Origin of the sequence: Pacificibacter marinus (genome assembly GCF_018860665.1) — a bacterium.
GTDB lineage: Bacteria > Pseudomonadota > Alphaproteobacteria > Rhodobacterales > Rhodobacteraceae > Celeribacter > Celeribacter marinus_A.
In genome coordinates this window covers 137082-163226 of record NZ_JAHKPK010000014.1, presented here as the reverse complement: position 1 = coordinate 163226, position 26145 = coordinate 137082, and the positions used below count along the sequence as shown (strand labels likewise).

Sequence of the window (26145 nt, the reverse complement as noted above, 5' to 3'; positions counted from 1 at the left end):
GCGTGACCCGGATGAGTGACAAAGACCCAAACAAACAAGGAAAAAGAGCTTGACCTAAATACCCAATTAGAGAAGCCGACATTCGCTGCGGTCTGCACCAAGGTCAGCTATGCGCAGAGAGTGACCTGTGAAAAGTCGTTATCAGGAATCCGCCTTGATGGGATGAACGGCCCATAAGAGACACTCATTGCGTTAGGCAATGCTGCGCTGCAGCCTCATCGAATCGGCCCTTCACTGCGTACGCGAAACTTGTCTGGCGGTAAAAAAAATGTGACCGCGCCTCCTGACTTCGCCCTATAGTTGTGCTTCGGTGTGTTTAATCTACATTTTTGAAAGATTGATTCGGAAGGATTCTTCATAATGCGCAAGATGAAAACAGGTCTCGAATCAAGATTTTTAGACCCGTCTTTTCCTCCAATTCCTGCCAACGAGGCCGAGAGGATAGCGTGTCTTAAGGACTTGAGGCTTGACCTGTCTCTTCCTTATGATGAAATTCAGGGGTTATGCGAGCTGGCCGCTGAAATAGCAGGGGTTCCTATCGCCTTGGTGTCGTTAGTGGATGAAACGCATCAACGGTTCCTTGCAAGTGTTGGCCTAGGCGACTTGCGTCACACCACGAGAGAGGTTTCTTTCTGTGCGCACGCGATCATGGGCAGCGAACTGTTTGAGATAACCAACACAAGCCTTGATGATCGCTTCGTGGCCAACCCTTTTGTCGTAAATGACCCAAAGGTTCGATCGTACTTGGGAACAATACTGGAGCCAGAGCCAGAGAAGCGCCTTGGAACGCTTTGCGTTTTAGATACGACACCTCGCATTCATTCAGAAACGACAAAGGTCGCGCTGTACAAACTGGGTAAAGCGATCACGGCTCTTCTCGTGTCGCATCGTGAAAAGCTTGAGTTAATTGATTATTCAAACGCGCTTAAAGCTAAAAACACGGAATTGAGTGATCTTACAGATTCACTTCAAAATTCTACAACAAAATTAGTAGCAGCCGAAAAATCCAGAAGTGAATTTCTTTCGACCGTCAGTCATGAACTTCGGACGCCGTTAACGTCGATTAAGGGGGCACTTAGCTTAATGAAGCTCGGTGAAGTGAGCGCATCTCCTGAGAAATACAGACACTTAATAACCATTGCCAATGAAAACAGCGACAGGCTTTTGTCCTTAGTTAATGATATATTGCAGCTTCAAAAAAACAATTTGGGAAAGAGCCATATCAAGTTTGTTCCAGTTGATTTGGCCAAACTCATAGAAAACTCAGCGGATGCATACAGAAATTATGCGGCGGACAAAAATGTAACTTTAAGGGTTAGATGTTCGACAAGTAGGCCTTGCGTTGTACGCGGTGATAAAAGCCTTTTAGACCGCGTTATGGGCAACATTATTTCAAACGCGTTCAAGTTTTCCAACCAAGGTGGGCAAATCGAAATTGAATTGAGTTGCCCTGAAAGTGGGCCGCAAATTACTGTTAAAGACCAAGGGGTTGGGATTCCAAAAGGGTCTACAGAGCTGGTCTTTGGCATGTTCAAACAGGTGGACAATTCTGACACCCGCACAACGTCGGGAACAGGGCTTGGCATGCATATTTGCCGTCAAATACTAACGCAGCATGATGCAACGATTGGCTATAAAAGTGTTCTAGGCGAGGGCACAACATTCATGGTGAATTTCAAAAAAAACGGTACTCCAAAAGCAGAGTAACGTGAGCTACTGTAAGGCTGATCCCGACCTAAAATGCACTATTTATGATGCTTTTGAGGTCGCTATTACGCTGGCGTGGCTTTTGAATTTATAACGCTAATGGCATTGCCGCGAATGTCCGATATCCGCCCCAGCCTGCGGATGCTGCAAGTGCGACAAGACCCACCATTCGTGTCTGCTCAGGGTTGGGAGCGGTCATTAGACGGTTTTCGCACGAGCGGCAGCTTTGGGCCGTTCACTTCGATCGACACCAAGGGCGGGTTGCGGACATTCGCTGCGGTTTGAACCAATGGCGGCAATACGCAGAACCCTGACATCACTTAACTGGTTGTTGAGCCCAAGGAGAACCCCTGCGCGGTCATTACTTAACGTTGGAGTTCGATACGGCGTCGTCAGCTAGTCCAATGCGGGCTTTGGTATCAGATGCTTGGCGGTACAGCAGCCCGTGACCTGAAGTATGCGCAAACCTAAGCGAACCGGTGTACTGGGGACAAGCTTCGCCCCAACCGTTTGCATAGACCCTCTACCACTTGCCCCGGTTCTCGAAGAACTTCCTTTCAGCATGAGGCGATCAAAACAGTTGCGTCTCCGTGCTTGTCCACTCTTGAGACAAATACTGAGGGAAGGACTCAGTTGACGGCTTCGAGCATAGGTGCGACAAAAGTTCAAACGTTTAGAAAGTCTGGGAAAAACGATGACAGTGGTGATCTCCTGTGTGAATCTGAAAGGTGGCGTTGGCAAAACGGCAATTGCCGTAAACTTTGCGGCGTTTTGCGGAATGAAAGGCTACAAGACTCTGCTTGTCGATCTTGACCCGCAAACTAACGCGACTTTCTCTTCGATATCTCCGGAGAAATGGGGGGCTCACAAGAAGACAAAAGGTACTGTTGCCGACCTTTTAGGTGTTAGGAATACCGATCATGCGGAAGGCAGTGACGTTACGGCGAGCGATGTAATCTTGAAAGATGTCTTCGAGGGTGTCGATTTGGTTCCCTCCGATTTAAGTCTTTTCACTATTGATCTTGATATCGGCGCACGCACGGCTCGCGAAAAACTCTTGAAGAAATCTCTCAAGGACATCATGGGAGACTATGACATTGTTGTATGCGATTGCCCTCCTAACTTGACGTTACCAACGCAGAATGCTTTGGCGATCAGCACCCATTATGTCGTACCTGTCTCACCCGACTTCTTGTCAAGCTTGGGAATCGCGTTGCTGATCGGTCGGGTGAAGAAATTCGGCGAGGACATGGAACTCGAAATCAAGAATGCGGGTATAGTGCTTTCCAGAGTCGGGCGGCAGTCAAACTTCAGGGACCGGACAACTGCCGACCTTAGAAAACAGTTTTCCGGGAATATGTTGAAATCGGAAATCAAGGAGCGTTCAGTAATTACTGAAGCGACCGCAAAGAATAGGTCTGTTTTCGAAATGGGTGACGCGGCGGCTAAAAGAGAGTTTGCCGCGGTCTCGGAAGAGATCTTAAAAAAAGTAGGGCTTAAGAAATGAAAACTCACGATCTTGCAAAAGCCCTGACGCAATTGGGCAAGGTGCTTCGTAGCTTGCCGAACCAAGAATTGACTGAACTCGGCTCCGCACTCGCCACCTCAGCCGAGAGACCCTCGGACGACATTGGTGTCAGTCTCTCGGTGTTGGCTGCACTCTCAAAATTTAGAAAATCGGACTGGGAAAAGACCGCCCGTGATTTCGACATTCCGGTCGATATTCGTCCGCGCGATGCGGCACGCGATATCATGGGTAAGATTTTGAATTACCTTGCGGATAACGATGCAGAGCGGGAAAGGATCGCGATGAAAAACAGTAGCTCCGACGATGAGCCATCTGAATTATCGAACGCTCTTAGGTTCCTGCTATCAAATGGTTGATGTGGGCGACGAGATAAATGCAAACTATATAGCATTTTCGAAAAAGGTTTCCGTTTCAATCACTAGTAACATCGCTGATTTTCAAGGAAACAAGAAGCTGGTCGAAAGCTATGCAAGGATAGCAGCGATCAATGCATTGAAGCTAGACATCGTGGAGCCTCACTTCCCCCAAGGAGCTGCCCATTTTTTCTTTGAGGCCCACAATGATGCCCTGATATCACATGTTAACGCGAGCTTTGGAAGCTGGCGGTCGGCGCTCCAAGCTCTCCGGAGCTTTATGGAAAATACGATGGCAGCCATCTACTATTTGGACCATCCGGTTGAATTCGTAAAATGGAGCGCTGGGGACTTCAGGATGTCGCCGAAAGAAATGCGCGAGTATATATCGGAGCACCCTAAGCTCGACAAGCTTGCTAAGGAGCTAGACCTAAAGGCAGCACTCGACAATGAGTATGGCACTCTTTCGAAGGCTGTGCATGGCTCAAACATGATGTTCCGTATGACAACTGCAGACGGCAAAACGAACATTGCAAATCCAAGTTTGGCCGATCTGGGCAAATGGTCGGCCCGTGAGCGGAGCGCCGTTGACATCTCAATTACTTCGCTTGTTGGCGTCCTCTCAGATCACTTGGACGGCGCAAAGATGCAGAACTTACGGGCAGCACTTAGCATCGCAATTCAGTCCAATGCTCGAGCCGCTCTTAAGAAACACTTGGATGTCTCAATACACGCGCCATGAGTATCGAAAAGCCGGATGGGGTATTTTTCTCTGTTCGATTTGGACCGATCTTTGGTGCAGAATTCTGAATTTTTGGTCAGCTTCCTACCGATCATACCTCCGCGCCGCATCTTGAAGCATTGTGGACCAATGTCTTGTTTGAGGTGGGAGCGGCCATCCGCAGCTTGATCCACGAACGGCAGGTCTGGGCCGTCAAGAGCAGCGTTTAGAGAGCCAACCATAGGTTCAGTTTTTCAACGCTTGTTGATGAAATGGTGGAGATGCTTAACCCCGTATCAGTTGGGGTCGGCCAGAAACCTGCGTATTTTGGCAGATCAGCAGGAAGATACGAACGCGGGACATCTTCTGCACTCTTCGTGACGTAGGTGTGTACTCCATCGACGAACGTTATCAGCGCGATCCCATGTTCTGCCGCATATTCGATAGCGCCACGCTGAAACCCCGACGTTGAGAAGATGATACCTTTATGCGAGCCGGTCTCCTGCATTTTGCCCTTAAGGATCATGACGACATCACGCTCCACTGAACGCTTTAGTTTTTTGCATTCTACTAGCACTGATATCTCGGCATCGTCGAAAACTTTGAATCTCGCCACAGCATCGATGATGTAGTCGCCCGCGCTGCCAGGCAACTTCTCAAGGTGTTGAACGGAAAAGCTTTTGAGCTGTTTTTCAGTCGCACTGAGCCATGAAACAACATATTTTTCGTATTCTACAGGGCTAACTTCAATTGGGTTACTTGGTTCCCAAGGCATTTCTCTCGTCATGACGTTACCTTCAAGCTGTCTGGTAACCATCCAGCATATTTTCGGCTTCGGCGCAATGAACGTCCGCTTTGGTGCGATGCACTGCAGCATTGCAGTTGGTTTGCAGACGGCGGCTTTGGGCCGTTCGCGTCGATCGACACTTCGAGCGGTAAGCGGTCATTCGCCGCGCCTTGCTCGAACCCGGGATGCGCAAAAGCAGACTTTGCAAAGCTTGGCGAAACGGCGCTTAGCAGTAATTCATCGCGTTGCATCCAGCGCTGTCCTGCTAGTCGCCCTCATTTTTCCAGCGCCGCGTTGGCCCTGCCACAACTTCTGACCGCGAAAGGTCCATAAACTCCTGCTCTTCGCTATAATCGAATGGTCCATCCGCATCCTCCGCAAACTTGCGCCACTGCCGACCGAGATCATTCACAAATTCAACCAAATCTTGGCCCGATTTTTCAGCATAGAGCGGCGCCCACAGAAGAAGCGCATACGGGTTTTCTGGAACTTCGATGTAGTGGTTTGTCTGGTAGATGAACGCATCGGCGCTACTGTAGCTTTCACCTGCGAGGATGTCAGAGCACAACCGCATGACTAAGTCAGGAGCAGGCGCGCGGAAGCCATCGTTGACCATCACGATAATGCCCCTCCAACCAGCCAAACCAAGCTCCTGTTTCGTTTCTCGAATTTGTCGGTTTGCCTTCTTGATGATCCGTTGCAACGGGGCGCGTAGAATTTTGAGCAACTCTCGCCCCAGTGGCGCAGTTAAGTCATTTGGGTCACCGTTTGGATTTCGATCAAAAGCGGTTTCAATCTTGCTGACAACGGACGGAGTATCCAAAAACTCCGTTTCGAGAACCTTCAATTCAATAACGACTCGATCATGTCGAAATAGAAAGTCAGCGTTCTGAACTTTCTGCCGAGTAATAAGGGGCGCAACCAATTCTCCTCCTGTCCGGGTTACAAACTCCTGCCAATGAGGTTCGTCGGCCACACTTCTCATTTGGCTGTAATCTTTATCACTCAAATGGGGTTTCCTTCCTTTTTCAGAACCACGACATTCCCGCCTCTTGCAATCGTGCTCTTTTCCTCCACCCAATCCCCGAACTACTGAACCTCAGAATGTAGCCGATGCAGGTCGGTTAGATCAAGGTAGCGGCGAGCGGTCACGCTTTCGGGAAAATCTGGCGAGTTCTTTCGCACCTGCAGCGGGTTCAGCGCAGCGTCTAGTGCGAATGTCTTTTTGGGGCGGGTCACGAAGCTCAGCCGGGGCCACCCCGTGCGGGATTGGGAAATCATCTCGGACCGCTGAGGGGAGCTGGACACTTCGAGCATGTAGGACTGGACATAGAGCGCCAGGAACGCGATCTTATGCACAGAGACGGGCCGAAAAGGGCCCCGACCATTGTTAAGTCCGTGTGGCTGGAAAGGTGATTATGCAAAAACATGGCGGCCAAGCTTACGAAGGCCCAGAGAAAATTCTCGTTTGCATTGTCGATGATAGCTACGGGAAACCAAGCGACCTTGATGAAGAACAGCAATATGAGTGGTATAAGGCACAGCTAGAAAAGGAGTTTTCTAAAAAATTTGAGGACGGACAGTGGATGTCGCCCCTGGTTATTCACTCCCTGCATTTGCAACAATCGTCCAAATCGCAACTGAGTATTGGCCTGCACTAGTGGCGACATTCTTTCTTGCGAAGCCCGCATCTGAGAATTTGGAAGCGTGGAGGAATGCCGCGAACTCAATTAAAAAGTATTTTTCCAGACCTGACGTGGTCTTGGGAAGAAATGCAGCGGCAGCATTGGCCGTGGAAGCCGTTTTTGACGACATGGGGGGCGTTCCCAGGAAAATCGAATGCCTTCAGTATTTTTGGAGAGACCGCAGGTTCAAAGAAGAAGATCATTCTGATGGTCAATTAATTCAGGATGGGCCTAGAACTGAATACCTAAGCATGGCGGTTCATTTCTATAGGATTCGCGCAGACGGAATCGAATTTGAAGTTGAAGTTGACCGAAAAACCGTTCACGCAAAACGCGTTTAATCCCCATATCTCTCTCGCATTTCTTCGAGCATTCGCTTCAATTCGCCAGTCCGGCTCACCGTCACAGATTCAAGTTCGCTTGAGCTTTTGCATAACTTTCCCAATTTGCTTGCGTTTGCTTAAGTGCTGCGATTTGGCTCGCTTCCATCCTGAACGCTCCAATGCGAAGATTGCGCGCTCCAGCTGTTGCTGCGCAACATCCGCACGGCGGCCATGCGCGCTTGAACGCGGCTCTTCGCGGTAAGAGTAGCGTAATCGCAACATTCTTTGAATTTGCTGGCGCTGTTTGCGTTGTCTTCTTGGGAGCGGGCATCGCGCTTCCTTTCGCAATTGTCGGAACCCTATCCGAAACCGGCCTTGCGCCGTGGTGTGTATGGACGCTGGCCGTTTTTGTTTTTCTTGCGGGGCGCAGTTCAATCAACACCTAGCTGCTTCAAATGCGTGCTGTAAAATCTGTTCATGACAGATTTAGGGGGTGAGCAGGTTGTGAAAGATCCGAACAACAGTATCGATCAATTCAGCCTTTGATAATGGGCTTTGATTAGATCAGCCTGATCGGCCGCCGCCGTATCGCCGCCAAAGTTCTGATTGAGCGCAATGGCAAAGGGATAGCGCACAGGGGCGAGTGCGGAGGCAATCGCACGGTAACTGTCGATATTTTCCGCCTGCTGGACGTCGCCCCAAATCGGTGCGTCACTCGCTGTTAGGATCAGCATCGCATCGCGTGCATCAACACTCACATCGCGGGGGAGGTCAAAGGATTTTGGCAGGCGATCAAGATACTCTGGCCCTATGAACGTGCGCCATCCGATGTCCGCAATCCCGGGCTGCATATTGTCGGTATAGGGCATCGCCGAATGGGCGCGACGCAACCCGCAAGAGGGCATATCAAGCGTGTGCAACAGCGCAGTCTTATAGCGACCAGCAAGACGCGGCAGGAGCCAATTAAGGCTGTCATAGACTGTGGGCAAAAAGAACCCAAAGCCCTGCGCTGCACAGATCATCGGCGCCGTGGCCAATGCGGCTGCGATCTCATCTGCAAAACCCAGCAGATCGGGCGCGTCCGGCGCGACCGAGATTTCCACGAGCGTTTGATCATCGTAGCGCTGCTCAAGGCGAAACCACGGCATGGCGGGGGGCAGGTCTTCGGTGTTGAGCGAGCCCAGACGCACCCCCGCGCCAGAGTCCAACCGATCCGGCGCCGAGATCCAATCGCGTAGGGCGTGCAGCGCCTTTGGCGTGACCTTCGACGGCTTTCCCGAACGGCCCACAAGACGCATGGACAGCAACCCCAGATCGTCCCCAAATCGCGCGACGAACGCTTCGAACATCTCGCCGACAGCTAAAGCAATCTGTGGATCATCGGGCGTGCCATCCAAATATGCAAGCGTCCGAAACGCGGGCAAAGCGGCGATTCCATCGTCATAAAGCAACGGGTAGGGCATAGGCATACGATCTCATCTCTTACAAAATCGCCCCATCATTGCAGGTGTTGGTGGATTTTGCGATCATATTTACGGGGTCATATCGCCCCGCCATTCGCAGTAACGTCTATGGCGGGGCGCATAGGGACAGGAAGTGAATTTTCATGGCGCAAGTTACCTGATAGACACCACGCATCACATTGAAAGAGGGCAATCTGCTATGAATGAAATTCTGCTTCCATTGGGCTCTTTCGTGATTTTCGCCATCTCGGTGTCCATCGGCTACGCGATGCGCAAGCATTACTGGTGGAAGCCTGTTGCCGTTATCGCCTGCATCGCGCTGCTTCTCGGATATCTGCAATATGCCGCTCAGGGCACAGGCTGGGAGGGTATCGGACTGGTGATTATCGCTATATTCGCGATCTTGCCTGCCGGCATCGGGTTGACCTGCGGCGTGGGGTTCGGTTGGTATAAAAACACGCGAAGACCCGATACTGCGTCCACGCCCGCTGAACACCGATCCAAAAGCGAATAACCCTTTGTTGCTTGTGCCAGTAGAGGTCTTTGTCGCGAAGCAGCCTTAGGACAATTTGCCGGATGTGTCGCTTTTCCGCACAGCCGATTTATAATCAACAAAAATGCTGCATTTCGATTCCAATGTCTGCTTCCGTGAAGCTGCAGCGCAGCGTATGGGTATCCAGCCAACGGCGGCTTTGGGCCGTCAACTGCAAATGGCGATTGCGACTCCTAAGACACCCAAACACACAGATATTAGTGCAAGCCATGCCGGTACATGAACCGATGGATCAGGGGTCCCGAGAAGCCAACAAATCTTGCCGAACCAACCAGTTTTCTGGACTGTAAATTCGAGGTCTGCACCCTTGTCTGTGCCGAGGGCTTTTCTGATGTCGTACGGCATGAAGATGGCAGTGTCATCATCATGGCCAAGAACAAGGGCTTTTACAGATTTATCATTGTCGGTGTTCATTAGTTGCGCAATGCCATAACGCGGGATACCAGATCGGTGCTTACTGTTTATGCGAACCAACAGACGTCCAGTATCGTTGGGTGGGAGAGCTCTTACAGGCAGTTTCGTCACTATCTAAACTCCAAAATACAATCTCCGCATACTAGCATGTAACGTCCGCTTCGGGGAAGCTGCATTGCAGCGTCAATGATGTGTACGGATGGCAGCTTTGGGCCGTTCGCGTCAATCGACACAAGGGCTGGGAACTAGATATTCGCGGCGGGTCGCAAAAGGTTAAGGGGCTTTTAGGCCCGAGAACCGAGCGCGCTGCGTCCGTGTCTCAATAACAAGATCCGTTCTGTCTATGTAAGCTCTGCGAATGGGTGACTTAGTCAAGGCTACGCCCAGCGGGCGGCCATCTTCGGTAAAGACCCTGATCCCCTTGTTCTCGACGAGTAGGAGCAGCCCTTTGCTGACCAGAAAGTCACATTTGACAGGACAGTCTTCGAGAGCCACGAGCTTATCGTTGTCCAGCACATACAATCGACTGAAGGTCTTAAGGTAAAGATACGACTCGGTTTCAATGATCCGATGCGGGTAGGCCCCGAGCTCATAAACTACCTCTGGGATGCCCTGACCATCCACACGAATGACGCGACCTGAGGATGTGGCAATTAGAGCCGCATCGCCAGAACCCGAAAACGCTATCTCGCTGATCCGGTCCGGATAGCCCGCATATGTCATAGTAAATATGAATTCAACGCGGTCATCGGAAGCGTCATTGATCCTTTCCAATTCGGAAGGATCAATGCCTGTAAGGAGCTCGTAGGATACGTTCAGCTTCTTCATGACTGCCTCGCCTCCTGGGTTGATGTCGGGGTGGGATTTGCGAGCGAGTTCCCTATACCTCTTTCGGATCATTTCATGTGATATGGGCATTTCAAGAGACATGGTCTTGAGCGCATCAGAGATCTGGGACGAAGTGCCAACGCGAATGCTGCCAAGGTCCACGGTCCGGGGCTCGTTTTGAGGAACCCTGACGCCCCAAACCATCTTGCCCTCGCGGCTGATACACCACGCCTCGTCAATATGAGTGAACATATATTGGCTTCGATCCGGGGTCAGGGCGATACATCGCAACCCAGAAGTGGCAACCACATGATCGAGGCGCGCGGCATTAGCGATGACCTCCGGAGCCAGCCCCAGATTGGTCTCGAAGTCGACATCGAGATCGCCATTATAGACCGTCAGGACGCCGCTCTTGGAACGCGATGCAAAGCCTTCACCATCTGGATGGGTCGAAATCCACGCCACATCCCGTATAAGAGCTGACGGCGTCCCCATGCAACCTGCGGTGTCCGAAAGAACCACTGCGCCCGCCTTGCCCAAACTTGCTTGTGATTTTGCCAAATCATCAAAGGAGATCGACCCGCAAGCGGTGGTGTAATGTTTGCGGAATGCTGGGTCGGGTCGGCTCGCTTTTTCAATCTTTTCAACTACAATTTGCGCCCATGCACCCTGTGGATCCTCAAAGTCCTCGCCCGATAGTGGGAGCTCTACCGAATGATCCCAACTGGGCGGGGATGGTGGCAGCGGGAAAAATTTGACATTATCAAGGCTAATTTCGCGTGCTTTGGTAGCACTTTTTTCATGGCGGTGAGAGCTTGGCAAGAGGGGCTCGGCGTAGATGGTTGCGGCGACCACATCCGGAATATCCGCGCCTTGCATGAAAAGGGCATAGGTGTTGCCGCTTTTGGCGCGATGGATCTCACCAGCCTTGTCGAGATATGCAACAAGACGGCTGATTTTGCGACCGTCAGAGACATCCAGTTCCGTTTTCAAACGGTTCTGCAGCAGGCCAGGCTTGGCCGTGATCGTATGCCGGAGCTGATTGAACAGATCCATATCAGTGAAATGGTTTTCGGCCTCATTCCTAAAAGGTTCCAGATGGTCAAATTCCTGAACCAGCTTGCGAAGCTCCATGAGTCCATCTTCGTCGCCAACGAAGGCCATCATTGTCCCGCCCTGAGACAATGCCGGAATTGACAGCACGAGCCTGTCTTCACCTCCGCGGGGGTTCTCTAACCATTTCCGAATCCAAGGCAGGCTTGCACGCGCCGCCGCAGCCGCCTTTTGATAATCCTTCGCGGTGACTTCACTTCTGAGGTGTTCCATTTGTGTGAAATATGGCTGGTCGGGCAATGAACCATCAGAGAGACTGCGATTCATATTCTCCTGCTGAAATGTATCGCTTTCTGCGTTTTTGGAGCCGGGTGTGTTCCAGAACGCAATATCCCTTCCAGGCTGAGGGGAGCTTGGAAGAAGTTCAGGATCTGATTGGGCGCGATACTTGGGAGCGCGGCGGAATAACCTTTTGAGAAAACTCGCCATGCACTTACCCTAACCAAAATCCGATGTCCGACCGTCACCGGAATGCCGATAAAAAGCAAGCCGCCAAAAGTTTTCATTAATGCAATCACGCGAAAATTCATTTGCCTCGTTAACACCCTATCAAAGCAAAATTAAACTGAGTGACGAGATTGGCTTGATCGAGACGTATTCCAGAAAGCCACCGAGACAGAGAACATGAAGGGGAATTGACCCCCAACCTATCAGACCTGTCAGGCTAAACACTTACGTGGACAACATTGATACCGGATACAGGGATGCAACGTTCGAACGTCGGCTTTCGGTAATCCACACCGCAGCGGCTGCTTCCCTCACGAAGGTCGGCTCTGGGCCATTCGCATCGATCTACACTTCTGGCGGATTGTGTTGAAAAAGTCCTTGAAGCTCTCAGCGCTCTTCGAAATGCAGAACAATGTTCTAAATTCACGAGCCAAATGCCGAGTCTTCGGCTGCTTTGCAACGCCTTCAGAACATTTTCCTACAAAAATTGCCTATCAGGTGCCGTGACAGAGTTTTTCAACAGAATTGGCGGAGAGCTGCCTTTCGCTGCAGCATGTGCCAATGTCAGCTATGCTAAAAAATTGAAATTGAAGGCCTGACATGTTACATATTGATGTCTGAAGTTTACGTATTAATGGGGTGGATTGCGGCTGGCTTGGACTTGCTGCTCCCTCTCTGGCCAAGTTGATTTTATATAGGCCAATATGGTCCAGATATCGTCGTCTGACAGCGTGTTTTTGAATGCCGGCATTCCGCTTTTGAAGTCGTTGATGCCTCGCAAAGCCAAAGTTCCGCTTCCACCAAATTTTGTGTAGTCAAACAGCAAAGCGTTATCGTGATGCCATGTGTGCCCTGTCCGGTCATGCGGCGGTGCTGGCAAAATGCCCTCATCGTTTGGGATTTTCCAATCGGGCTGCCCCCTTAAATCAGGGCCATGGCAGGCAGCACAAGATTCGACATAAAGCTCGCGACCCTTATTTAAGTCGCGTGCGTCAAGTTCGTGATCTGCCGCAGCACTTGATGCGAAAACGATTAAGAACGATGTAAGTATTTTCATAGGACATTGACCCAAGTGCGCATTCCTCCGATGGCATGACTAAGCATATGGCAGTGCAACAGCCAGCGGCCAGGATTGTCGAAAACGCAGATGATATCTTTGCTTTCACCAGCATTTACAAGCGTGGTATCACGCAAGTCACCTAAGCTGCCATCCGCTTCAACCTCATAGAAATGATGCCCATGTAGGTGAATGCCGTGGGCAAATGCTGTGTCATTGACCATCGTGATTTTCACCGTCTCACCACGTTGAAAGGTGCCAAAGGGCGTTTGCGGTAAATCTGAGGTATCGTTGAAAGCCCAGATATTGTCGCCTCCATGCCGCCCGCTCATGGCTCCGCCTTGCATTTGCAAGGTCAGGTGTTGCCTGGGCTCATCTGGACGAGAAAGACCATGCGGTTCCAGAGGTTCAATTTGAGCTATTTGACGGACTGTATTAGTGCCTTCAACAACCAAATCCGCCAATTTAAACGCGCCTTGGCGTGACACCATATCAAAGCTGACGGGGCCGTTGATATCAGCGATCACATCAACGCGCTGTGCTGGCGCAAGAACCAGTTCGGTTATCGGGCGTGGAGCGTTTAAAGCCATACCATCAAGTGCAACGATTTTACCGTTGATGCCGCCAATCGCCATTGGAAATATTCGATTTGTAGCGCCATTGATCAGGCGAAAGCGCACGCGATCCCCTAGCTTGACCTGCGTTTGTGATAAAAACGCACGTGCGAAATTTCCCATATATCCACCATGAGCCATGGAGTGCATGTCGCTAAACGCGTCGTTCAAGCTGCCATCATCTTGCATCAGCCAATCCGAAATGAGCACGCTGATGTCGTAATCTACGTCTGGTGGCGTATCGTCTTCGACGATCAAAACCCCCATCATGCCCCGCGCCACTTGCTCTTGCGAAATGTAGTGCGAGTGATACCAAAAGGTGCCGGCATCAGGCGGCGTAAAGCTATAGGTTTTGCTGTCATTCGGAAGGATGAGTTCTTGTGTCAACTCGGGCACTCCGTCCATCCGGTTTTCTAAGCGAATGCCATGCCAGTGGACTGAAGTCCCCTCATCCAAGCCATTCTCAACCTTAATGTTTGCGCGCTTGCCACGCGGCAGGCGCACTGTTGGACCAGGTGTGGACCCGTTAAACCCAAGCATCTGTGTTGCTGGGCCACCATTGGGCAAGATTTGTTGCGTTACCGGCTCTGCACGCAAATGAGCCGTGCTTGTCGCGGCCCAAAGGGGCATTGGCAGCATTGAGAATGCCGATGCCGTAGCTAAAAACTGCCGTCTATTCAAAGTCATCAGTTGATTCCATTTGCGCGCTGTAGTTCGCGAATATAAGCGATGATCATGGTCACGTCGCCGCGCGTCACACCGTCAACTGGAGGCATATCTCCAAACCGCCAATGATGTGCGCGCACGCCTGAGGCTGCAGCCCTTTGAAAGGCATCATCACCATGATGACTTGGTTCATAGATTTTATGAACCAAAGGTGGTGCAACCCCGACTTGCCCTGCCGCGTTTGTCCCGTGACACGCGGCACAGGTGGCATCAAACGCACGTTTTCCAATTTGAGCATTTTGCGACAGTACCTCTGGTATGAGGACTTGTGCCAACGCACCTTGTGTAGCATTGGACTGAGGCGCGGATGATGCGCTTGGCACATCTTTTGGCGAGGTCAGATAGGCTATCCCACCCACAATAATAAGTGCGCCAATTGCGAGTTTATGTTTCATTAAAGCCTCTCGTTTCCATCATTTTTAACTGTGCTACAGCTTCCCCTAGGTGGAAGGTCAAACCATTGCGCATCACAGTTTAGAGAGCATCCAGACAGCCATGCCCACCATCATCACGTTTTCAGTCAGTGAGACGAATCCCAACGGAACATTACTGTCCCCGCCAACGCAGGCGCATTTCAATTCACGTTTGTCGATGTAGACGGCCTTGAAGACGCTTATCGCCCCGATGCTTGCAACAAACAGCGCAGCGGGTGCGGAAAGCCAAGTCAATAGGCCTGCCATCATCAAAAGGCCCGCGCCAGTTTCAACAAAAGGATAAATGTAACCGTAGCGAACCCAGCGCTGTGCCAATAAATCGTAATTCAAAAACATCGTTGCAAAGCGTTCGACATCTTGCAGTTTTTGAAGGCCCAACAACACCATTGAAATCGAGATGAACCACTCCAAGGTGCGCCCCGCGACAACGGTCCCAAGAGACAGCCATGTCACGCAAACGGCCAACAGCGCTGCGATGCTAAAAAGTGCAATCACGGGTTTATAAGTTGTCGCATTTTTGGGTTTCGTTGCTGTGCCAAAGTATGCGCTTAGGTCATCAAAGCCACCAATGCGTTTGCCATCAATAAAAACCTGTGGCGTTGTTTCGACATCATGTTCGGCCTTGAATGCCTCCACTTCATCGCGCGAGGTCAAGTGCCGATCCTCAACAACAAAGCCGTTGCGCTCTAACAGGTCTTTGGATTTGAGACCGTAGGGACACATGTGATCTGTCATAACCATGCGATAAAGTATGGCGGTTTTATTCGTTTTTTTAGCGATCATTTTGCATGTCCTTTTGCGGACGCGATGCGCCCTTGATTGTCCTTTGCACACAACATAGGGTCTCCTGTAACTGGAAGGTCAAGGGCGGTTTTATGAATATTTCATCGGCAGCAAAAGCGGCGGGGTTATCCGTCAAAACGGTGCGCTATTATGCTGATATCGGATTGGTCAAAGCGCCTGCACGATCTGATGCAGGCTACCGCACTTATGACGAAGTCTCTGTTCGTAAGCTGGTATTCATCCGCAGATCACGCGCCTTTGGTTTTTCCATCGAAGAATGCCGCGAACTTTTAGGGCTATATCAAGATCAAGCGCGCACAAGTGCCGAGGTCAAACGCATCGCGTCAAAACGCTTGGAAGAAATCGAAATCAAACAACGCGAATTACAATCCCTGCACGACGAATTGGCACATTTGGTGACATCATGCCGTGGAGACCACCGGCCAGATTGTCCGATTATTAGCTATTTAGGATGATAACTGTTTTACAGTGGTGATGCACAAAAACTGCCGTTGGCTGCGCTATAAGCCAATGTCTGCTTATGGCCGTGAGTGACGCACTGAAGAGAAACTTAGCGATCTATGTGGTGTCGAAACGGCTCTACAGGTTCAATTGGTTGCCTGAAGGGCTCAGGGCGGTAGAGGTTTGTGATTGTCGTAAGGCTGCGCAATTTAAGCTGAGCGCGCGGTAGCTTGAATTCAGAATGTGTGAATTTTGGTATTTCACCTAAGTACGGCAGAAACTCAACAATTAATAAAAGAGAATGGCCAGTCTAGCCCAAGACCCCAGTCTTTCCCGGTCAAGGTTTCAACTTGGACCGGTTAGGTTCCAATTTTGACCGAACATCATAATTAGATGTGGCGTCCGGTGAGGGTTGGAACCTTAAGAAAAGTTAAGTGTTTGATCAAGAATCCCTTTATTTCGGAAGCACTAAATGAATTGAAACCTATTTCGGGCAAGACTGGAACCCGCCCATTCTGTACTCAATAGGCATCTCAGATTTAGTGCCGCTGGACGGTCCAAACCGGACCTTGGTGCATTGCGCAGCTAGCCATGGATACTCACGGCGCGATTGCTTTGGAACTTGCTAGCGGCACCCCTGTCAATTCGGAAAAGTAATCTGCCAGCAAGGGCGTCGCGCCAAGGACGGCGTTGCCTTTACTATAGCCATCGTCAGCTCCGTAGTCGCACACAATGCCTCCGGCCTCGGCAATCAAAAGCAATCCGGCAGCGGCGTCCCATGGTTTCATGAACTCCTCCCAAAAGCCGTCCGTGCGGCCCGCCGCGCAATGGGCAAGCGATAGTGCCCCAGCCCCCATCATGCGAAAGCTAGTCCCGTTTGAGAGCAGATCACCAATGACACGGCTCACGGTTGTTGGTTTTGTTTGAAAATTGAAACTGAGGCCTAAAACGGCGTCCGTTGGCGCAGAGTTCTTTGTAACCGACATTGGTCGGCCATTCACAGTCGCGCCTTTGCCTGCCTGACACGAAAACATCTCGTCCAGCATCGGATCATAGATCACACCAATGACGGGTACACCGTCCACGACCAAAGCTGCAGATAAACACCAATACGCCGTTCCGCGCACGAAATTTGATGTTCCGTCAATAGGGTCAACGATCCAAGTACTGTCGCCAAGACCGCCGCCGCTTTCCTCGCCGAGGAAACTGTCGGTGGGGAAATGCTCTTGTAAGGCATGCTTGATGCTGTGTTCGGTTGTGCGATCGACCTCTGACACAAAATCCTGCGCGCCCTTTAGGTCTGTCTTGAAATCGCCTGCGATAAACCTTGCGCGGGCCGCTTGTCCTGTGGTGCGCAGGATAGCTTCGCAGGCCCAGCGTCGCGCATTTAGTTCATTGGAGTGCATTATTTTACCTAAAGTAGAGTTGTTTCAATGGAAGTTGTGCGGCGCCGTTCGCTGCGGGTGTGTCGATGGTGGACCCGAGTACCAGATCTGGCAGTGGCGGCGGACGCCCGTAGCGAAACTCAGTTGGGAAGGCGACGCTGTCCATCAGAATCTGCGCCAGCTCTGGGGCGATTTGCCCGCCGAACACGATGGCTTCGGGATCGATAATTCCGGTCAATCCAAAGATCAGCCGGTTCAAATGCGGCATGGTTTGATCAATCCATTCGGACAAACCGGGCCACGCCGGATCGAATTCTCGGCGTAACTGTTCGATACCACTTAAATCTATCCCGTGTTTCTTAAGATGCTTAAGAAGCATACCAAGTGCTGGTCGTTGTTGAATTTCTTCGCCGGTCCAAATGGCCGACAGCTCGCCCGCGTTGCCAGCACGCCCCGCATGCAGACGACCGTCAATGACGATTGATCCACCAAACCCGTAGTCGAACCCAAGATAAACGAAATCGCGGTACGTCTTGCCGATCGGCCCCAGTATTTCGCCATTCGCACGCGCGTTCGCACTGTTTTCAAGTATAACGGGTAAATTGAACAGCGCTTGAATTTCGGGGCGGAAATCCACAAGAGACCAATCGCTTAGGATTTCAGGCGCATTCAATTGCGCATGACTTTCGACAAAGAAACCTGGCAAGGTAAAGCCGATCCCAACCAGATCATTTGGGTCGATGTTATTTTCATCCAGAAGGATATCGACCTGCGTTTTTATCGCATCCAAAGCAGGCCCCCGTCTGCTGACGTCGATGTCGCAATGGCGCGATGCCAAGGGTTCGCAATTCAAGCCCACAACCGAAATCACGACAGAGTCAGTATTGACCAGAATACCAAGGCCAAATCGCGCACGGTCAACCAATGATATAAGCGGGCTTGGCTTGCCCCGGCCGGATACCTCACCGATGGCCGAAGCGATCAAGCCCATATCCTCTAGTGACGTGACGATTCGATGCACCGATTGCTGTGTCAGATTCGTCCGATCGGTCAACTTTGAGCGGCGAACCGGCTGATTTTGACGGATCAAGCTCAACAAATCGCGTTGATTGTCGCTTAGGGCTTCGATGGTCGAAACGTCTTTTTTCATTATGTTTCCTACGTTTTCTCGCCAAATTCCAGAAATTTTCGGAACGGCGGCGAGAATAAATCTGTTAGCGTCATCAATTTTACACATAAAGCGTACTAAATCAATGCACACAAAGTGTAATAATAAAGCTGTCCATCGAGTATGCAGCAAAATCGTTTAGGAGGATGTATGCTGGGTTTGGCTGCAAAGGATATCGTCGTTCGTTTCGGCGAGGTTGAAGCGCTCAAGAGCATTGATCTTGACGTGCCTACTGGGTCATTTTTGACCCTTCTAGGGCCGTCAGGGTGCGGGAAGACAACACTTCTCAATGTCATTTCGGGGTTTCTGAAACCGACCGAAGGTCGGGTCTTTATTGACGCTAAAGACGTCACAGAGATGCCACCAGAACAGCGCGATACCGCTTTGTGCTTTCAATCCTATGCGCTGTTTCCGCACCTGAGCGTTGAAGAAAACCTCGTCTTTGGTTTGCGTCAGCAAGGCATGCCCCCGTCCGAACGGGCCGAGCGTTTGCGCGATGTTGTCCAGCAGCTCGATCTTGGTGCTCATTTGGCGAAATTGCCAAACCAGCTGTCGGGTGGCCAACAACAGCGAGTGTCTTTGGGCCGTGCTTTGACCGTTCGCCCTTCTGTCATCCTTTTTGACGAACCTCTGTCGAATTTGGATGCCAAGCTGCGCGAAAGCGTTCGACATGAAATCCGCTCGATCCAGCAAAAGTTTGGTTTGACGGCTGTATACGTGACCCATGATCAAAACGAAGCGCTTGCCATGTCGGACAAGATTTTCGTCCTGAACGAAGGCCAACTTGAACAGGCGGGAACACCCGAAGATCTATATCACCGTCCTCGGACCCGTTTTGTCGCCGACTTTGTGGGCTCTGCGAATGTGATGCAGGCGCGGGTGATCGCTCAGCCAGACGCCAGCATGTGGCAGGTTGAAACGCCGCTAGGCCAGTTGATGGTCCGCTCTGACACCGCACCTGTCGCCGATACGGTCCTTATCGCATGGCGCGCAGAAGCCGCAGTGATGGGGATGGGGCCTGCAAACATCGTAACAACCCAAGTGGGGCGTCGGTCGTTTGAGGGGGCTTATACCGATCTGTTTTTCGACGCAGACGGAGAGACATTCCGCGTTCAGCAAACCCGCACGACTTTGGTCGCGGGCGACGAAATGTCCTTTCACATTCTACCAGACAACATTGTTTTCCTGTCGGATACAGTGTCACAGGTCGCGTCATGATCCGTCCTTCTCCTTGGTTGATTACATTGCTTTTACTGCCGGGTATCGGCTTGATTGTCGTGTTTATCGGCGCGGTTATCTATATTGCGATTGCGCAAAGCATAGGGTTCTACAATCTAAGCGGGGAAAGCGGATTTACCCTTGAATCTTGGGATAAACTGTTGGCCCGAAAGTCCTATTGGACCGCCGTGCGCTATTCCTTATTCATCGGATTTTGGGCTGCTGTGCTGTCCGTCGCTGCCGCTTACCCAATCGCACTGTGGCTACGCAAACCATTCAAAGGGTCGCTGACGGTTTCAGCGCTCCTAAAGGCGCCTTTGATGATCCACGGGATTGTTGCGGCGTTCTTGTTTCTCAACATCATCAGCTTCAATGGCATCGTGAATCAGTTCATGATCTGGACCGGCTTGTTCGATGCGCCCCGCCGCTTGCAAAACGACAGCGGCGCTTGGGGGCTGTTGTTCTTACAGGTCTGGAAAAACATGCCATTCGCCCTGTTGCTTTTGACGGGTGCAGTACAATCCATCTCGCAAGACACGTTAAACGCGGCCCAAGACTTGGGCGCAGGCGCGATTGAGCGGTTCCGGCGCGTGATCGCCCCGCTGACGGTCTCCGCAATGCAAGCGGCCTTAATCATCATCTTTATCGATGCGTTGGCAGACTTCACATTCCAAACAACGGTAGGCCCAACCAACCGCCAATCTCTTGCGCAATATATGGACTTTTTCCGCAGCCGTGGCCGTTGGAACGAAGCGGCAGGTGTCGGTGTCACATTGATGGCCTTGTCACTAGCAGGGGCCATTGTGTTGGCCGTCACTGCCCGCCTGATCTTTCGCAAACGGCCTATTGGCCGCGTGCTCGCGTGGTATGAAATCCGCAACAAGGAGGCTCGGTCATGATTACGCCACACACCTTGAACCGGGCCTTGATGATCCTGCTGATGACAGTCGCCACGTTGTGGTTGGTGATCCCGTTCACTATGGCAATCCTATGGTCGTTTGTTGATCCTGCTGCGCCTTGGACGCCAGACCATCTGTTGCCCCCTGTCATGTCTGCGTATCGCTGGGAATTCATGTGGGAAAACTCATTGCTGAAACCAGCCTTGCTGAATTCCTATACGTTGGCCCCTTTGGCTGCACTTGTGACGTTTGTGATTGCCATGCCAACCGCATTCGCCTTGGGGCGCTATGAGTTTCGCGGCAAGGAAATTGCCAAGATTGCCGCACTCTTGCCTTTGGTCGTGCCAACATTTGTGACGGCGATCTTCTTCACGTCGATCCTGTATCAAATCGGTTTAGCTCAATATCGGTTTTCGGCCATTTTGTTTGCCCACACCGTCTTGTTCCTGCCTTACGCCATTCGCATCATGTCCGTCAGTTTCGAGCAGGTGCGCCAAGATCACATCAACGCGGCACGCGACTTGGGGGCCTCTGCTTGGGCGGTCTTTCGGGTTGCGTATTGGCCAGCGCTCAAGCCGGGTGTTCTGGCCACGTTGTTGATCGTTTTCATTAAATCCGTCGAGGAATTCGCCATCGCCTACATTGTCGGCCAACCCGGTTTCGTGACCGTACCGACACTTGTGTATGCCTCGCTCGGACAAGATTTCAACCGGCCCAATGCGGCTGTGTTGTCCCTCATTCTCGCTGTCCCCAACGTGATCTTGATGCTGTTTTTGGAAAGACTGTTGAAGTCGGCCAATCCTGCATTGTCATCAGGCAAGGGGTAACGAGATGATTAAACCAACCCAGAGGAAACAGTTATGATCAAGACCCTTATCACGGCGAGTGTCTTTGCACTTGCAACAACTCCGCTGCTGGCTGACAGCCACGCCGCTGACTGGACCGACATTGAAACCCAAGCGAAAGCCGAAGGTGAAGTGACATGGTTCGTTTGGTATTTTGAGGACAGGTTCCGCGAGTTTTCCCAGCAGTTCACCGACGAGACAGGCATTACCGTCACGATCCCTGACGGCGACCACGGCACCAATATCGACAAGTTCCTTGCTGAGGCAGGTCGCGAGGCCGGTGATATCGACGTGCTTGCGTTCGGCAACGACCGTGCAGACAGCATCCCCACGGATATGTTGATGGCGCTTGATGCTCTGCCTGCCGACGATGGCCGCATTTCGGAAATCGTTGGGATTGGCAAAGACGGGGCCGCACTTGGGTTCTGGGGCAACCAAACGGGTATCGCATATGACCCTGCCAAAATCTCGGCTGATGATCTGCCTCAATCCGTCGAAGACTTCGCAGCCTATTGGTCCGCCAATCCTGGACAAATGGGGTTCAATTACGAAAACGGCGGATCGGGCCCCTCATTCTTGCGCAACATTTTCCGCAATCTGTCTGATGCTGATTTCACCGATGGCGCCGTTAGCGACGAAAAAATGGCTATGCTTGATGCAGGCGTTGATTTCTTTAATGAGAACGCCGCGAACTACGAAATCACAGCATCCAACGCCGACAGCCTTACACGGCTCTCAGATGGAGAATTCATGCTCGTCCCGGCTTGGGAAGACCACATGGCAGGCTTGCAGCGCAGCGGTGAAATCCGGTCTGACCTTGCGTTCTACATCCCTGAGATGGGTATGAATGGCGGCGGCAACTTTGTCGGCATTCCCAAGAACGCCCCACATCCAGCGGCAGCGCAGCTCTTTATGGCATGGCTCACATCGCCTGAGATACAGACCCAGTTCAATCAGACATTTGGTAGCATGCCAATGAACGCAAATGCGGACGATAGCGCGGCTTTGATCCCAAACAGCATGCGCGATCGTCAGCGTGCTTGGGCTCCAAATCCGTTTGGTGACGCCATGGTCGAACGCTTCATAGAAGACGTCGTCTTAGAACGCTAGTCCGCTCTAAACCGCAAAAGTTGCAGGCCCACGTCCTCCCAGATGGGCCTGCAACCACACCAAATCAAACCAAACTTATGAAAGTACGCGAGACATGACGATCGTAGATAGCCCTCTTATTGCACACCGTGGCGCATCCGCCTTTGCTCCTGAAAACACACTTGCTGCCGTTGAACTGGCCGCAAAAATGGGCGCGCGCTGGATTGAAACGGACGTGCGCTTGACCGCAAATGGCGGCTTGGCGATGATCCATGATGCAACCCTTGAGCGGACAACGTCAGGAAAAGGGCGGGTTATGTCGATGTCGGAACAAGAGGTCTGTGCCTGCGACGCCGGGTCTTGGTTCTCACCGGAATTCGCCGGTGAACAGGTGCCGAACCTACGCGCCTATTTGCAATGCGTTCTCGACTGTGGCCTGTCGCTCCAGCTTGAATTGAAGGAAAACTCTGGCCGCGAAGCCGAACTGATCGCGGCTGTTGTCAAAGAATTGGAACTCACTTGGCCATTGGGCGACAGAGGCTTGTTCTTGTCTGGATTTTCCGAGCGGATCACCGTGGGCTGCGCCGCCGCATTGCCGGAAGTGCCCCGTGCTCTTGCTACAGAATTCTTGCCCGCCGATCCCCACACGCGCCTTAAAGAGGCCAAATGCCACATTCTACATGTCCAATCCGAGGTCACCGATCCGTCTGAAATCATTCCCTTCAAAGATATCGAAATTGGTGTGGCGACGATCAATGACGCAGCCGTTGCAGAGAAATTCCTGAGCGCTGGTGTTACGTCGATTCTGACTGACCATGTCGATCTGCTCGAAACTGCCTAGGCCGATTCAGTGATGCAAGCCGGTGATATGTCGTTCGAAAGCGAGCGGCATATCACCGCTATAGCCCATCAAAACAATTGTGGGTACTGGTATCATTGCAACGCAACAACCGCCCCTGGCAAGGTCGCTCCGAACCAGTGGCCCCGGCGCTGAAACCAGCGCATGATCGGCCTTTCTATCTGTGCGCCTCAAACACGCGGGTAAGCGAACATACGAACGCAAGAAATTGTTCTGCCTACCTCGAAATCGGTCATTGAGGGTTTTTTGCGAAAGTCGGCTCATTCAGCCGAAAAAGACAACGTGTCGTTGATGCAGAAATGGTGATCTGACCCGCGCCCGTATTGATGGCATAGCTCTGAAAGATATTTGTTGAATTACACTATGTAGGCTGCGGCATGAAGCTCACAGCTTAAGACAAACCTGACGGTAATAAATACTCGCGCCTCCTCCGGCGGGGGCCGGCGCGAGTTTCGCGGCCCTGATCCTACAGGTTAATTCAGAGTGCGAAATCCCCACTTTCATGCCCGCCACAATAACAGTGGTTTGGTCGGGAGGCAGTTCATCCCATTAGTTCAGCTGGCGCTAAAACGATATCTGAAACATTTGGAACGGGCGTTATAATCAGGATAAACGGCTTTTACAATCCGCGCCGCCGACACTCAGCATTGGGTTGGAAAAGCCCGGTCGCTTTCGAACGCAAGGTGGCTTAAACGAGCACTTGGGGTGGCACTAAAGCGTGACGGGTCCAGACTGCGACATATGAATGGCAGTTTTCCCATAATATGAGCGCCTCAAATTAAAACTTGGTCCGCCCATTTCGTTGACAGGTAAAATTTGGGCATGGCTATTCAGCGGCTTCGATGAGACTGACCCCTTCATCCATCAATCCAAACCGCTCGACGGGCCATGTCTTTAGTGCTGCCCTGATCCCGATATTGAGGTCCGCAGAACCCTCTAGCCATGCCTCACGCTCTTCCGAGTTCAAGATCACAGGCATACGATTGTGGATCCCTACCATCGCATCCGTTGCCGCACGGGTCATGATGGTGCAGGTCCGCATATCATTCCAAATCGAGAACAGCCCAGCAAAATAGAAATTGGCATCGTTGCCCGCCGGTGCAAAGAAGTTGGGCCTACGATTTCCCTTGGGGCCTGTCCATTCATAGAACCCTCCAGCGGGGATCAAACACCGTCCATATCGCCAGGCAGCGCGGAAGGTTGGCTTTTCACGCGCCTCTTCGATCCGAGCATTGAATGTGGTCGCTTTCCATTCCTTGGGATCATTTCCTTTGAACCAGGACGGGATAAGCCCCCAACGCGCTGCGACACCTTCCAACGGCTGATCGGCGAATATCAGAATGGGGTTGGTTGGCTTAACGTTGAAGCGCCTCTGGATCGGATCGATCTTAATCTGCGACATATCAATCTCCGTATTTCGCAGGTTGGGATCAACGAAACGTCCACACATTTTAAGCCCCTTGGAGAATTATGCTATCAGCGCAGGATCGCATCGAGGGCAACCCAAAGCAAACTTTTCTTCTCTTGGCTTGGCTTTAAATTGCATAAGGGTCTGAGTTACGGGGACTCTTGGGCGGAAACCGGACCTTAGCTGCACCTACACACCTCTTTTTGCAGATCGGTGAAAGCGGTTATTCCAGACCGCGAAAGCCTAACCAACAATGCTGCGCCAGCCATCAAGGTCAGCTATGCGCAGATTGTGACCTTTGCAAACTTTCGCCGTTGCGCCAAAGCCGCCATTCGGCAAAGATGCAGCTAACGGCAGGTGTGAGCCCGATGTATATATCGCTGCGGGTAACATGAGTGTCTGCTTTTAAGATGGCGGTACATTGCAACCCTGAATTAGAAGCACCCAGAGAGCCAGTGGGATGATCAATGTCGCTGCGTGTAAGGCGTTGATGAGAAGATTTCTTTGCGTTCGACGAATACCGATCATCGCAGACACCGTCTGCATGACAGTCAGGTTCTCATTTGACCTTACTAGGAAGGCCATTGCTACCATCCCAATCGAGAAAAGAACCACAGGATAGGTCGAGGTCGCCTCTGCGCAAGCCATTGTATCCATGCGGTCAAATTCCTCGGATCGTTTTCAATAAGATAAAGCATTCTTCGTTACGAAGGGAATGTGTAAAGCAGACATTGAAAAACAATTTTCTAAGGCCTGCTTTGTCCGCACTCTCGTCGCTGGGACACATTGCCATGAATGTCGGCTTTGTCAATTCATCCCTGAAGCGCCACAGCCGCTTTGGGCTGGATGCGGTCATTGATGAGAAAACTCTCAAAGGCAGCTTCGTCCCGCGATGCCGCCGTCCCGCACGTCAAGATGCTGCGCTAACGGGTCAATGTCTGCTTCGGGGAAGCTGCAATGCAGCGACGATAGGAACGACCAATGGCAGGTTTGGGCCATAGGCAACCCAATGAAATTGGAAGCGACTCATTTCGTTAACTGAGAACATAAGCGTACCGATATTCGGCGCGCTCAATGCAGCTTGCTCCTTCGCCTACCAGCCCAATGCGTACGACGGGCCAACTCTTAAGCGCTGCCGCTATGCAGATATCAAGATCCTCTGATCCATGCCTCGCGCTCAGCAGAGTTGAGGATAACTTGCATCCGATTGTGGATCCTGGCCATGGCATCCGTTGCCGTGCTGGTCATAATAGTGCAGGTCCGCACATCGATCCAA

General features: G+C 51.6%; 26 protein-coding genes and 1 pseudogene. 15 read left to right on the top strand and 12 right to left on the bottom strand.

Annotated features, from left to right (window positions below):
- Positions 1-360: 360 nt before the first annotated feature.
- The 5 genes from KO497_RS03375 to KO497_RS03355 all read left to right on the top strand — a co-directional run bounded on the left by KO497_RS03375 (position 361) and on the right by KO497_RS03355 (position 4330).
- Positions 361-1707, top strand: coding sequence for a GAF domain-containing sensor histidine kinase (locus KO497_RS03375; RefSeq protein ID WP_215942545.1), 1347 nt, complete (start codon positions 361-363; stop codon positions 1705-1707).
- A 114-nt stretch (positions 1708-1821) separates the two neighbouring features.
- The gene (locus KO497_RS03370) at positions 1822-1992 is read left to right on the top strand and encodes a hypothetical protein (RefSeq protein ID WP_215942544.1); all 171 of its coding nucleotides are present in this window, start codon (positions 1822-1824) and stop codon (positions 1990-1992) included.
- A gap of 409 nt (positions 1993-2401) precedes the next feature.
- Positions 2402-3214, top strand: a complete 813-nt coding sequence (locus KO497_RS03365; RefSeq protein ID WP_215942543.1) for a ParA family protein — start codon at positions 2402-2404, stop codon at positions 3212-3214.
- A complete protein-coding gene (locus KO497_RS03360; RefSeq protein ID WP_215942542.1) occupies positions 3211-3591 on the top strand; it encodes a hypothetical protein in 381 nt (126 codons plus the stop codon). The genes KO497_RS03365 and KO497_RS03360 overlap by 4 nt, the downstream gene beginning before the upstream one ends.
- Positions 3584-4330, top strand: coding sequence for a hypothetical protein (locus KO497_RS03355; RefSeq protein WP_215942541.1), 747 nt, complete (start codon positions 3584-3586; stop codon positions 4328-4330). The genes KO497_RS03360 and KO497_RS03355 overlap by 8 nt, the downstream gene beginning before the upstream one ends.
- A gap of 205 nt (positions 4331-4535) precedes the next feature.
- Here KO497_RS03355 and KO497_RS03350 read toward each other — a convergent pair whose 3' ends face one another.
- Together KO497_RS03350 and KO497_RS03345 are read right to left on the bottom strand one after the other, a co-directional pair.
- On the bottom strand, positions 4536-5096 hold the full coding sequence (locus KO497_RS03350; protein ID WP_215942540.1) for a restriction endonuclease: 561 nt from the start codon (positions 5094-5096) through the stop codon (positions 4536-4538).
- Between the two features lie 265 nt (positions 5097-5361).
- A complete protein-coding gene (locus KO497_RS03345) occupies positions 5362-6105 on the bottom strand; it encodes a hypothetical protein (RefSeq protein WP_215942539.1) in 744 nt (247 codons plus the stop codon).
- Between the two features lie 573 nt (positions 6106-6678).
- Here KO497_RS03345 and KO497_RS03340 point away from each other — a divergent pair.
- A complete protein-coding gene (locus KO497_RS03340) occupies positions 6679-7122 on the top strand; it encodes a hypothetical protein (RefSeq protein ID WP_215942538.1) in 444 nt (147 codons plus the stop codon).
- Positions 7123-7634: 512 nt separating this feature from the next.
- On the opposite strand, the gene KO497_RS03335 is transcribed toward KO497_RS03340, so the two are convergent.
- Positions 7635-8573, bottom strand: coding sequence for a hypothetical protein (locus KO497_RS03335; RefSeq protein WP_215942537.1), 939 nt, complete (start codon positions 8571-8573; stop codon positions 7635-7637).
- Positions 8574-8766: 193 nt separating this feature from the next.
- Between KO497_RS03335 and KO497_RS03330 the strand changes: the two genes are divergently transcribed.
- Positions 8767-9081 carry a hypothetical protein gene (locus KO497_RS03330; RefSeq protein WP_215942536.1) on the top strand — a complete coding sequence of 105 codons (315 nt, stop codon included), beginning with the start codon at positions 8767-8769 and terminating at the stop codon, positions 9079-9081.
- Between the two features lie 103 nt (positions 9082-9184).
- Positions 9185-9343, top strand: a complete 159-nt coding sequence (locus tag KO497_RS03325) for a hypothetical protein (RefSeq protein ID WP_215942535.1) — start codon at positions 9185-9187, stop codon at positions 9341-9343.
- A 464-nt stretch (positions 9344-9807) separates the two neighbouring features.
- Here the strand turns inward: KO497_RS03325 and KO497_RS03320 are convergent, their stop codons facing one another.
- The 5 genes from KO497_RS03320 to KO497_RS03300 all read right to left on the bottom strand — a co-directional run bounded on the left by KO497_RS03320 (position 9808) and on the right by KO497_RS03300 (position 15536).
- Positions 9808-11904, bottom strand: coding sequence for a J domain-containing protein (locus tag KO497_RS03320; protein ID WP_215942534.1), 2097 nt, complete (start codon positions 11902-11904; stop codon positions 9808-9810).
- Positions 11905-12553: 649 nt separating this feature from the next.
- Positions 12554-12979 carry a c-type cytochrome gene (locus KO497_RS03315; protein WP_215942533.1) on the bottom strand — a complete coding sequence of 142 codons (426 nt, stop codon included), beginning with the start codon at positions 12977-12979 and terminating at the stop codon, positions 12554-12556.
- A complete protein-coding gene (locus KO497_RS03310; RefSeq protein ID WP_215942532.1) occupies positions 12976-14280 on the bottom strand; it encodes a multicopper oxidase family protein in 1305 nt (434 codons plus the stop codon). Before KO497_RS03310 ends, KO497_RS03315 begins: the two co-directional genes overlap by 4 nt.
- On the bottom strand, positions 14280-14714 hold the full coding sequence (locus KO497_RS03305) for a c-type cytochrome (RefSeq protein ID WP_215942531.1): 435 nt from the start codon (positions 14712-14714) through the stop codon (positions 14280-14282). Before KO497_RS03305 ends, KO497_RS03310 begins: the two co-directional genes overlap by 1 nt.
- A 72-nt stretch (positions 14715-14786) precedes the next feature.
- Positions 14787-15536 carry a MauE/DoxX family redox-associated membrane protein gene (locus KO497_RS03300; protein WP_252729491.1) on the bottom strand — a complete coding sequence of 250 codons (750 nt, stop codon included), beginning with the start codon at positions 15534-15536 and terminating at the stop codon, positions 14787-14789.
- A gap of 92 nt (positions 15537-15628) precedes the next feature.
- On the opposite strand from KO497_RS03300, the gene cueR reads away from it, so the two are divergent.
- Positions 15629-16012 (top strand): Cu(I)-responsive transcriptional regulator, encoded by a 384-nt coding sequence (gene cueR, locus KO497_RS03295; protein WP_215942530.1) that lies wholly within the window; start codon positions 15629-15631, stop codon positions 16010-16012.
- Between the two features lie 585 nt (positions 16013-16597).
- Here the strand turns inward: cueR and KO497_RS03290 are convergent.
- Both KO497_RS03290 and KO497_RS03285 read right to left on the bottom strand, forming a co-directional pair.
- Positions 16598-17404, bottom strand: a complete 807-nt coding sequence (locus KO497_RS03290; RefSeq protein WP_215942529.1) for an inositol monophosphatase family protein — start codon at positions 17402-17404, stop codon at positions 16598-16600.
- Between the two features lie 4 nt (positions 17405-17408).
- Positions 17409-18533 carry an ROK family transcriptional regulator gene (locus KO497_RS03285; RefSeq protein ID WP_215942528.1) on the bottom strand — a complete coding sequence of 375 codons (1125 nt, stop codon included), beginning with the start codon at positions 18531-18533 and terminating at the stop codon, positions 17409-17411.
- A 168-nt stretch (positions 18534-18701) separates the two neighbouring features.
- On the opposite strand from KO497_RS03285, the gene KO497_RS03280 reads away from it, so the two are divergent.
- From KO497_RS03280 to KO497_RS19365, 6 genes and pseudogenes are all read left to right on the top strand, one after another.
- Entirely contained in the window at positions 18702-19769 is a 1068-nt protein-coding gene (locus KO497_RS03280) for an ABC transporter ATP-binding protein (protein WP_215942527.1), read from the top strand.
- Positions 19766-20668 carry an ABC transporter permease gene (locus tag KO497_RS03275; RefSeq protein ID WP_215942526.1) on the top strand — a complete coding sequence of 301 codons (903 nt, stop codon included), beginning with the start codon at positions 19766-19768 and terminating at the stop codon, positions 20666-20668. Before KO497_RS03280 ends, KO497_RS03275 begins: the two co-directional genes overlap by 4 nt.
- A complete protein-coding gene (locus tag KO497_RS03270; protein ID WP_252729490.1) occupies positions 20665-21495 on the top strand; it encodes an ABC transporter permease in 831 nt (276 codons plus the stop codon). The genes KO497_RS03275 and KO497_RS03270 overlap by 4 nt, the downstream gene beginning before the upstream one ends.
- Positions 21496-21528: 33 nt before the next feature.
- Positions 21529-22623 (top strand): extracellular solute-binding protein, encoded by a 1095-nt coding sequence (locus tag KO497_RS03265; protein WP_215942525.1) that lies wholly within the window; start codon positions 21529-21531, stop codon positions 22621-22623.
- 94 nt (positions 22624-22717) lie between these two features.
- Positions 22718-23443, top strand: coding sequence for a glycerophosphodiester phosphodiesterase family protein (locus KO497_RS03260; protein WP_215942524.1), 726 nt, complete (start codon positions 22718-22720; stop codon positions 23441-23443).
- Between the two features lie 56 nt (positions 23444-23499).
- Positions 23500-23700, top strand: a pseudogene (locus tag KO497_RS19365) (hypothetical protein); the annotation flags it as partial.
- Between the two features lie 587 nt (positions 23701-24287).
- Here KO497_RS19365 and KO497_RS03250 read toward each other — a convergent pair.
- Complete coding sequence (locus KO497_RS03250) at positions 24288-24911, bottom strand: SOS response-associated peptidase (protein WP_215942522.1); 624 nt, start codon at positions 24909-24911, stop codon at positions 24288-24290.
- A 1107-nt stretch (positions 24912-26018) separates the two neighbouring features.
- A complete protein-coding gene (locus tag KO497_RS19360) occupies positions 26019-26117 on the bottom strand; it encodes a hypothetical protein (RefSeq protein ID WP_354668081.1) in 99 nt (32 codons plus the stop codon).
- Positions 26118-26145: the final 28 nt, after the last annotated feature.

Coding starts and splice junctions, on each gene's coding strand:
- cueR (WP_215942530.1), top strand. CDS start 15,629: ATGAATATTTCATCGGCAGCAAAAGCGGCGGGGTTATCCGTCAAAACG.
- KO497_RS03250 (WP_215942522.1), bottom strand. CDS start 24,911: ATGTGTGGACGTTTCGTTGATCCCAACCTGCGAAATACGGAGATTGAT.
- KO497_RS03290 (WP_215942529.1), bottom strand. CDS start 17,404: ATGCACTCCAATGAACTAAATGCGCGACGCTGGGCCTGCGAAGCTATC.
- KO497_RS03335 (WP_215942537.1), bottom strand. CDS start 8,573: ATGCCTATGCCCTACCCGTTGCTTTATGACGATGGAATCGCCGCTTTG.
- KO497_RS03310 (WP_215942532.1), bottom strand. CDS start 14,280: ATGACTTTGAATAGACGGCAGTTTTTAGCTACGGCATCGGCATTCTCA.
- KO497_RS03305 (WP_215942531.1), bottom strand. CDS start 14,714: ATGAAACATAAACTCGCAATTGGCGCACTTATTATTGTGGGTGGGATA.
- KO497_RS03315 (WP_215942533.1), bottom strand. CDS start 12,979: ATGAAAATACTTACATCGTTCTTAATCGTTTTCGCATCAAGTGCTGCG.
- KO497_RS03275 (WP_215942526.1), top strand. CDS start 19,766: ATGATCCGTCCTTCTCCTTGGTTGATTACATTGCTTTTACTGCCGGGT.
- KO497_RS03265 (WP_215942525.1), top strand. CDS start 21,529: ATGATCAAGACCCTTATCACGGCGAGTGTCTTTGCACTTGCAACAACT.
- KO497_RS03325 (WP_215942535.1), top strand. CDS start 9,185: ATGCTGCATTTCGATTCCAATGTCTGCTTCCGTGAAGCTGCAGCGCAG.
- KO497_RS03370 (WP_215942544.1), top strand. CDS start 1,822: ATGTCCGATATCCGCCCCAGCCTGCGGATGCTGCAAGTGCGACAAGAC.
- KO497_RS03360 (WP_215942542.1), top strand. CDS start 3,211: ATGAAAACTCACGATCTTGCAAAAGCCCTGACGCAATTGGGCAAGGTG.
- KO497_RS19360 (WP_354668081.1), bottom strand. CDS start 26,117: ATGACCAGCACGGCAACGGATGCCATGGCCAGGATCCACAATCGGATG.
- KO497_RS03330 (WP_215942536.1), top strand. CDS start 8,767: ATGAATGAAATTCTGCTTCCATTGGGCTCTTTCGTGATTTTCGCCATC.
- KO497_RS03285 (WP_215942528.1), bottom strand. CDS start 18,533: ATGAAAAAAGACGTTTCGACCATCGAAGCCCTAAGCGACAATCAACGC.
- KO497_RS03350 (WP_215942540.1), bottom strand. CDS start 5,096: ATGACGAGAGAAATGCCTTGGGAACCAAGTAACCCAATTGAAGTTAGC.
- KO497_RS03300 (WP_252729491.1), bottom strand. CDS start 15,536: ATGATCGCTAAAAAAACGAATAAAACCGCCATACTTTATCGCATGGTT.
- KO497_RS03270 (WP_252729490.1), top strand. CDS start 20,665: ATGATTACGCCACACACCTTGAACCGGGCCTTGATGATCCTGCTGATG.
- KO497_RS03260 (WP_215942524.1), top strand. CDS start 22,718: ATGACGATCGTAGATAGCCCTCTTATTGCACACCGTGGCGCATCCGCC.
- KO497_RS03375 (WP_215942545.1), top strand. CDS start 361: ATGCGCAAGATGAAAACAGGTCTCGAATCAAGATTTTTAGACCCGTCT.
- KO497_RS03280 (WP_215942527.1), top strand. CDS start 18,702: ATGCTGGGTTTGGCTGCAAAGGATATCGTCGTTCGTTTCGGCGAGGTT.
- KO497_RS03365 (WP_215942543.1), top strand. CDS start 2,402: ATGACAGTGGTGATCTCCTGTGTGAATCTGAAAGGTGGCGTTGGCAAA.
- KO497_RS03320 (WP_215942534.1), bottom strand. CDS start 11,904: ATGGCGAGTTTTCTCAAAAGGTTATTCCGCCGCGCTCCCAAGTATCGC.
- KO497_RS03355 (WP_215942541.1), top strand. CDS start 3,584: ATGGTTGATGTGGGCGACGAGATAAATGCAAACTATATAGCATTTTCG.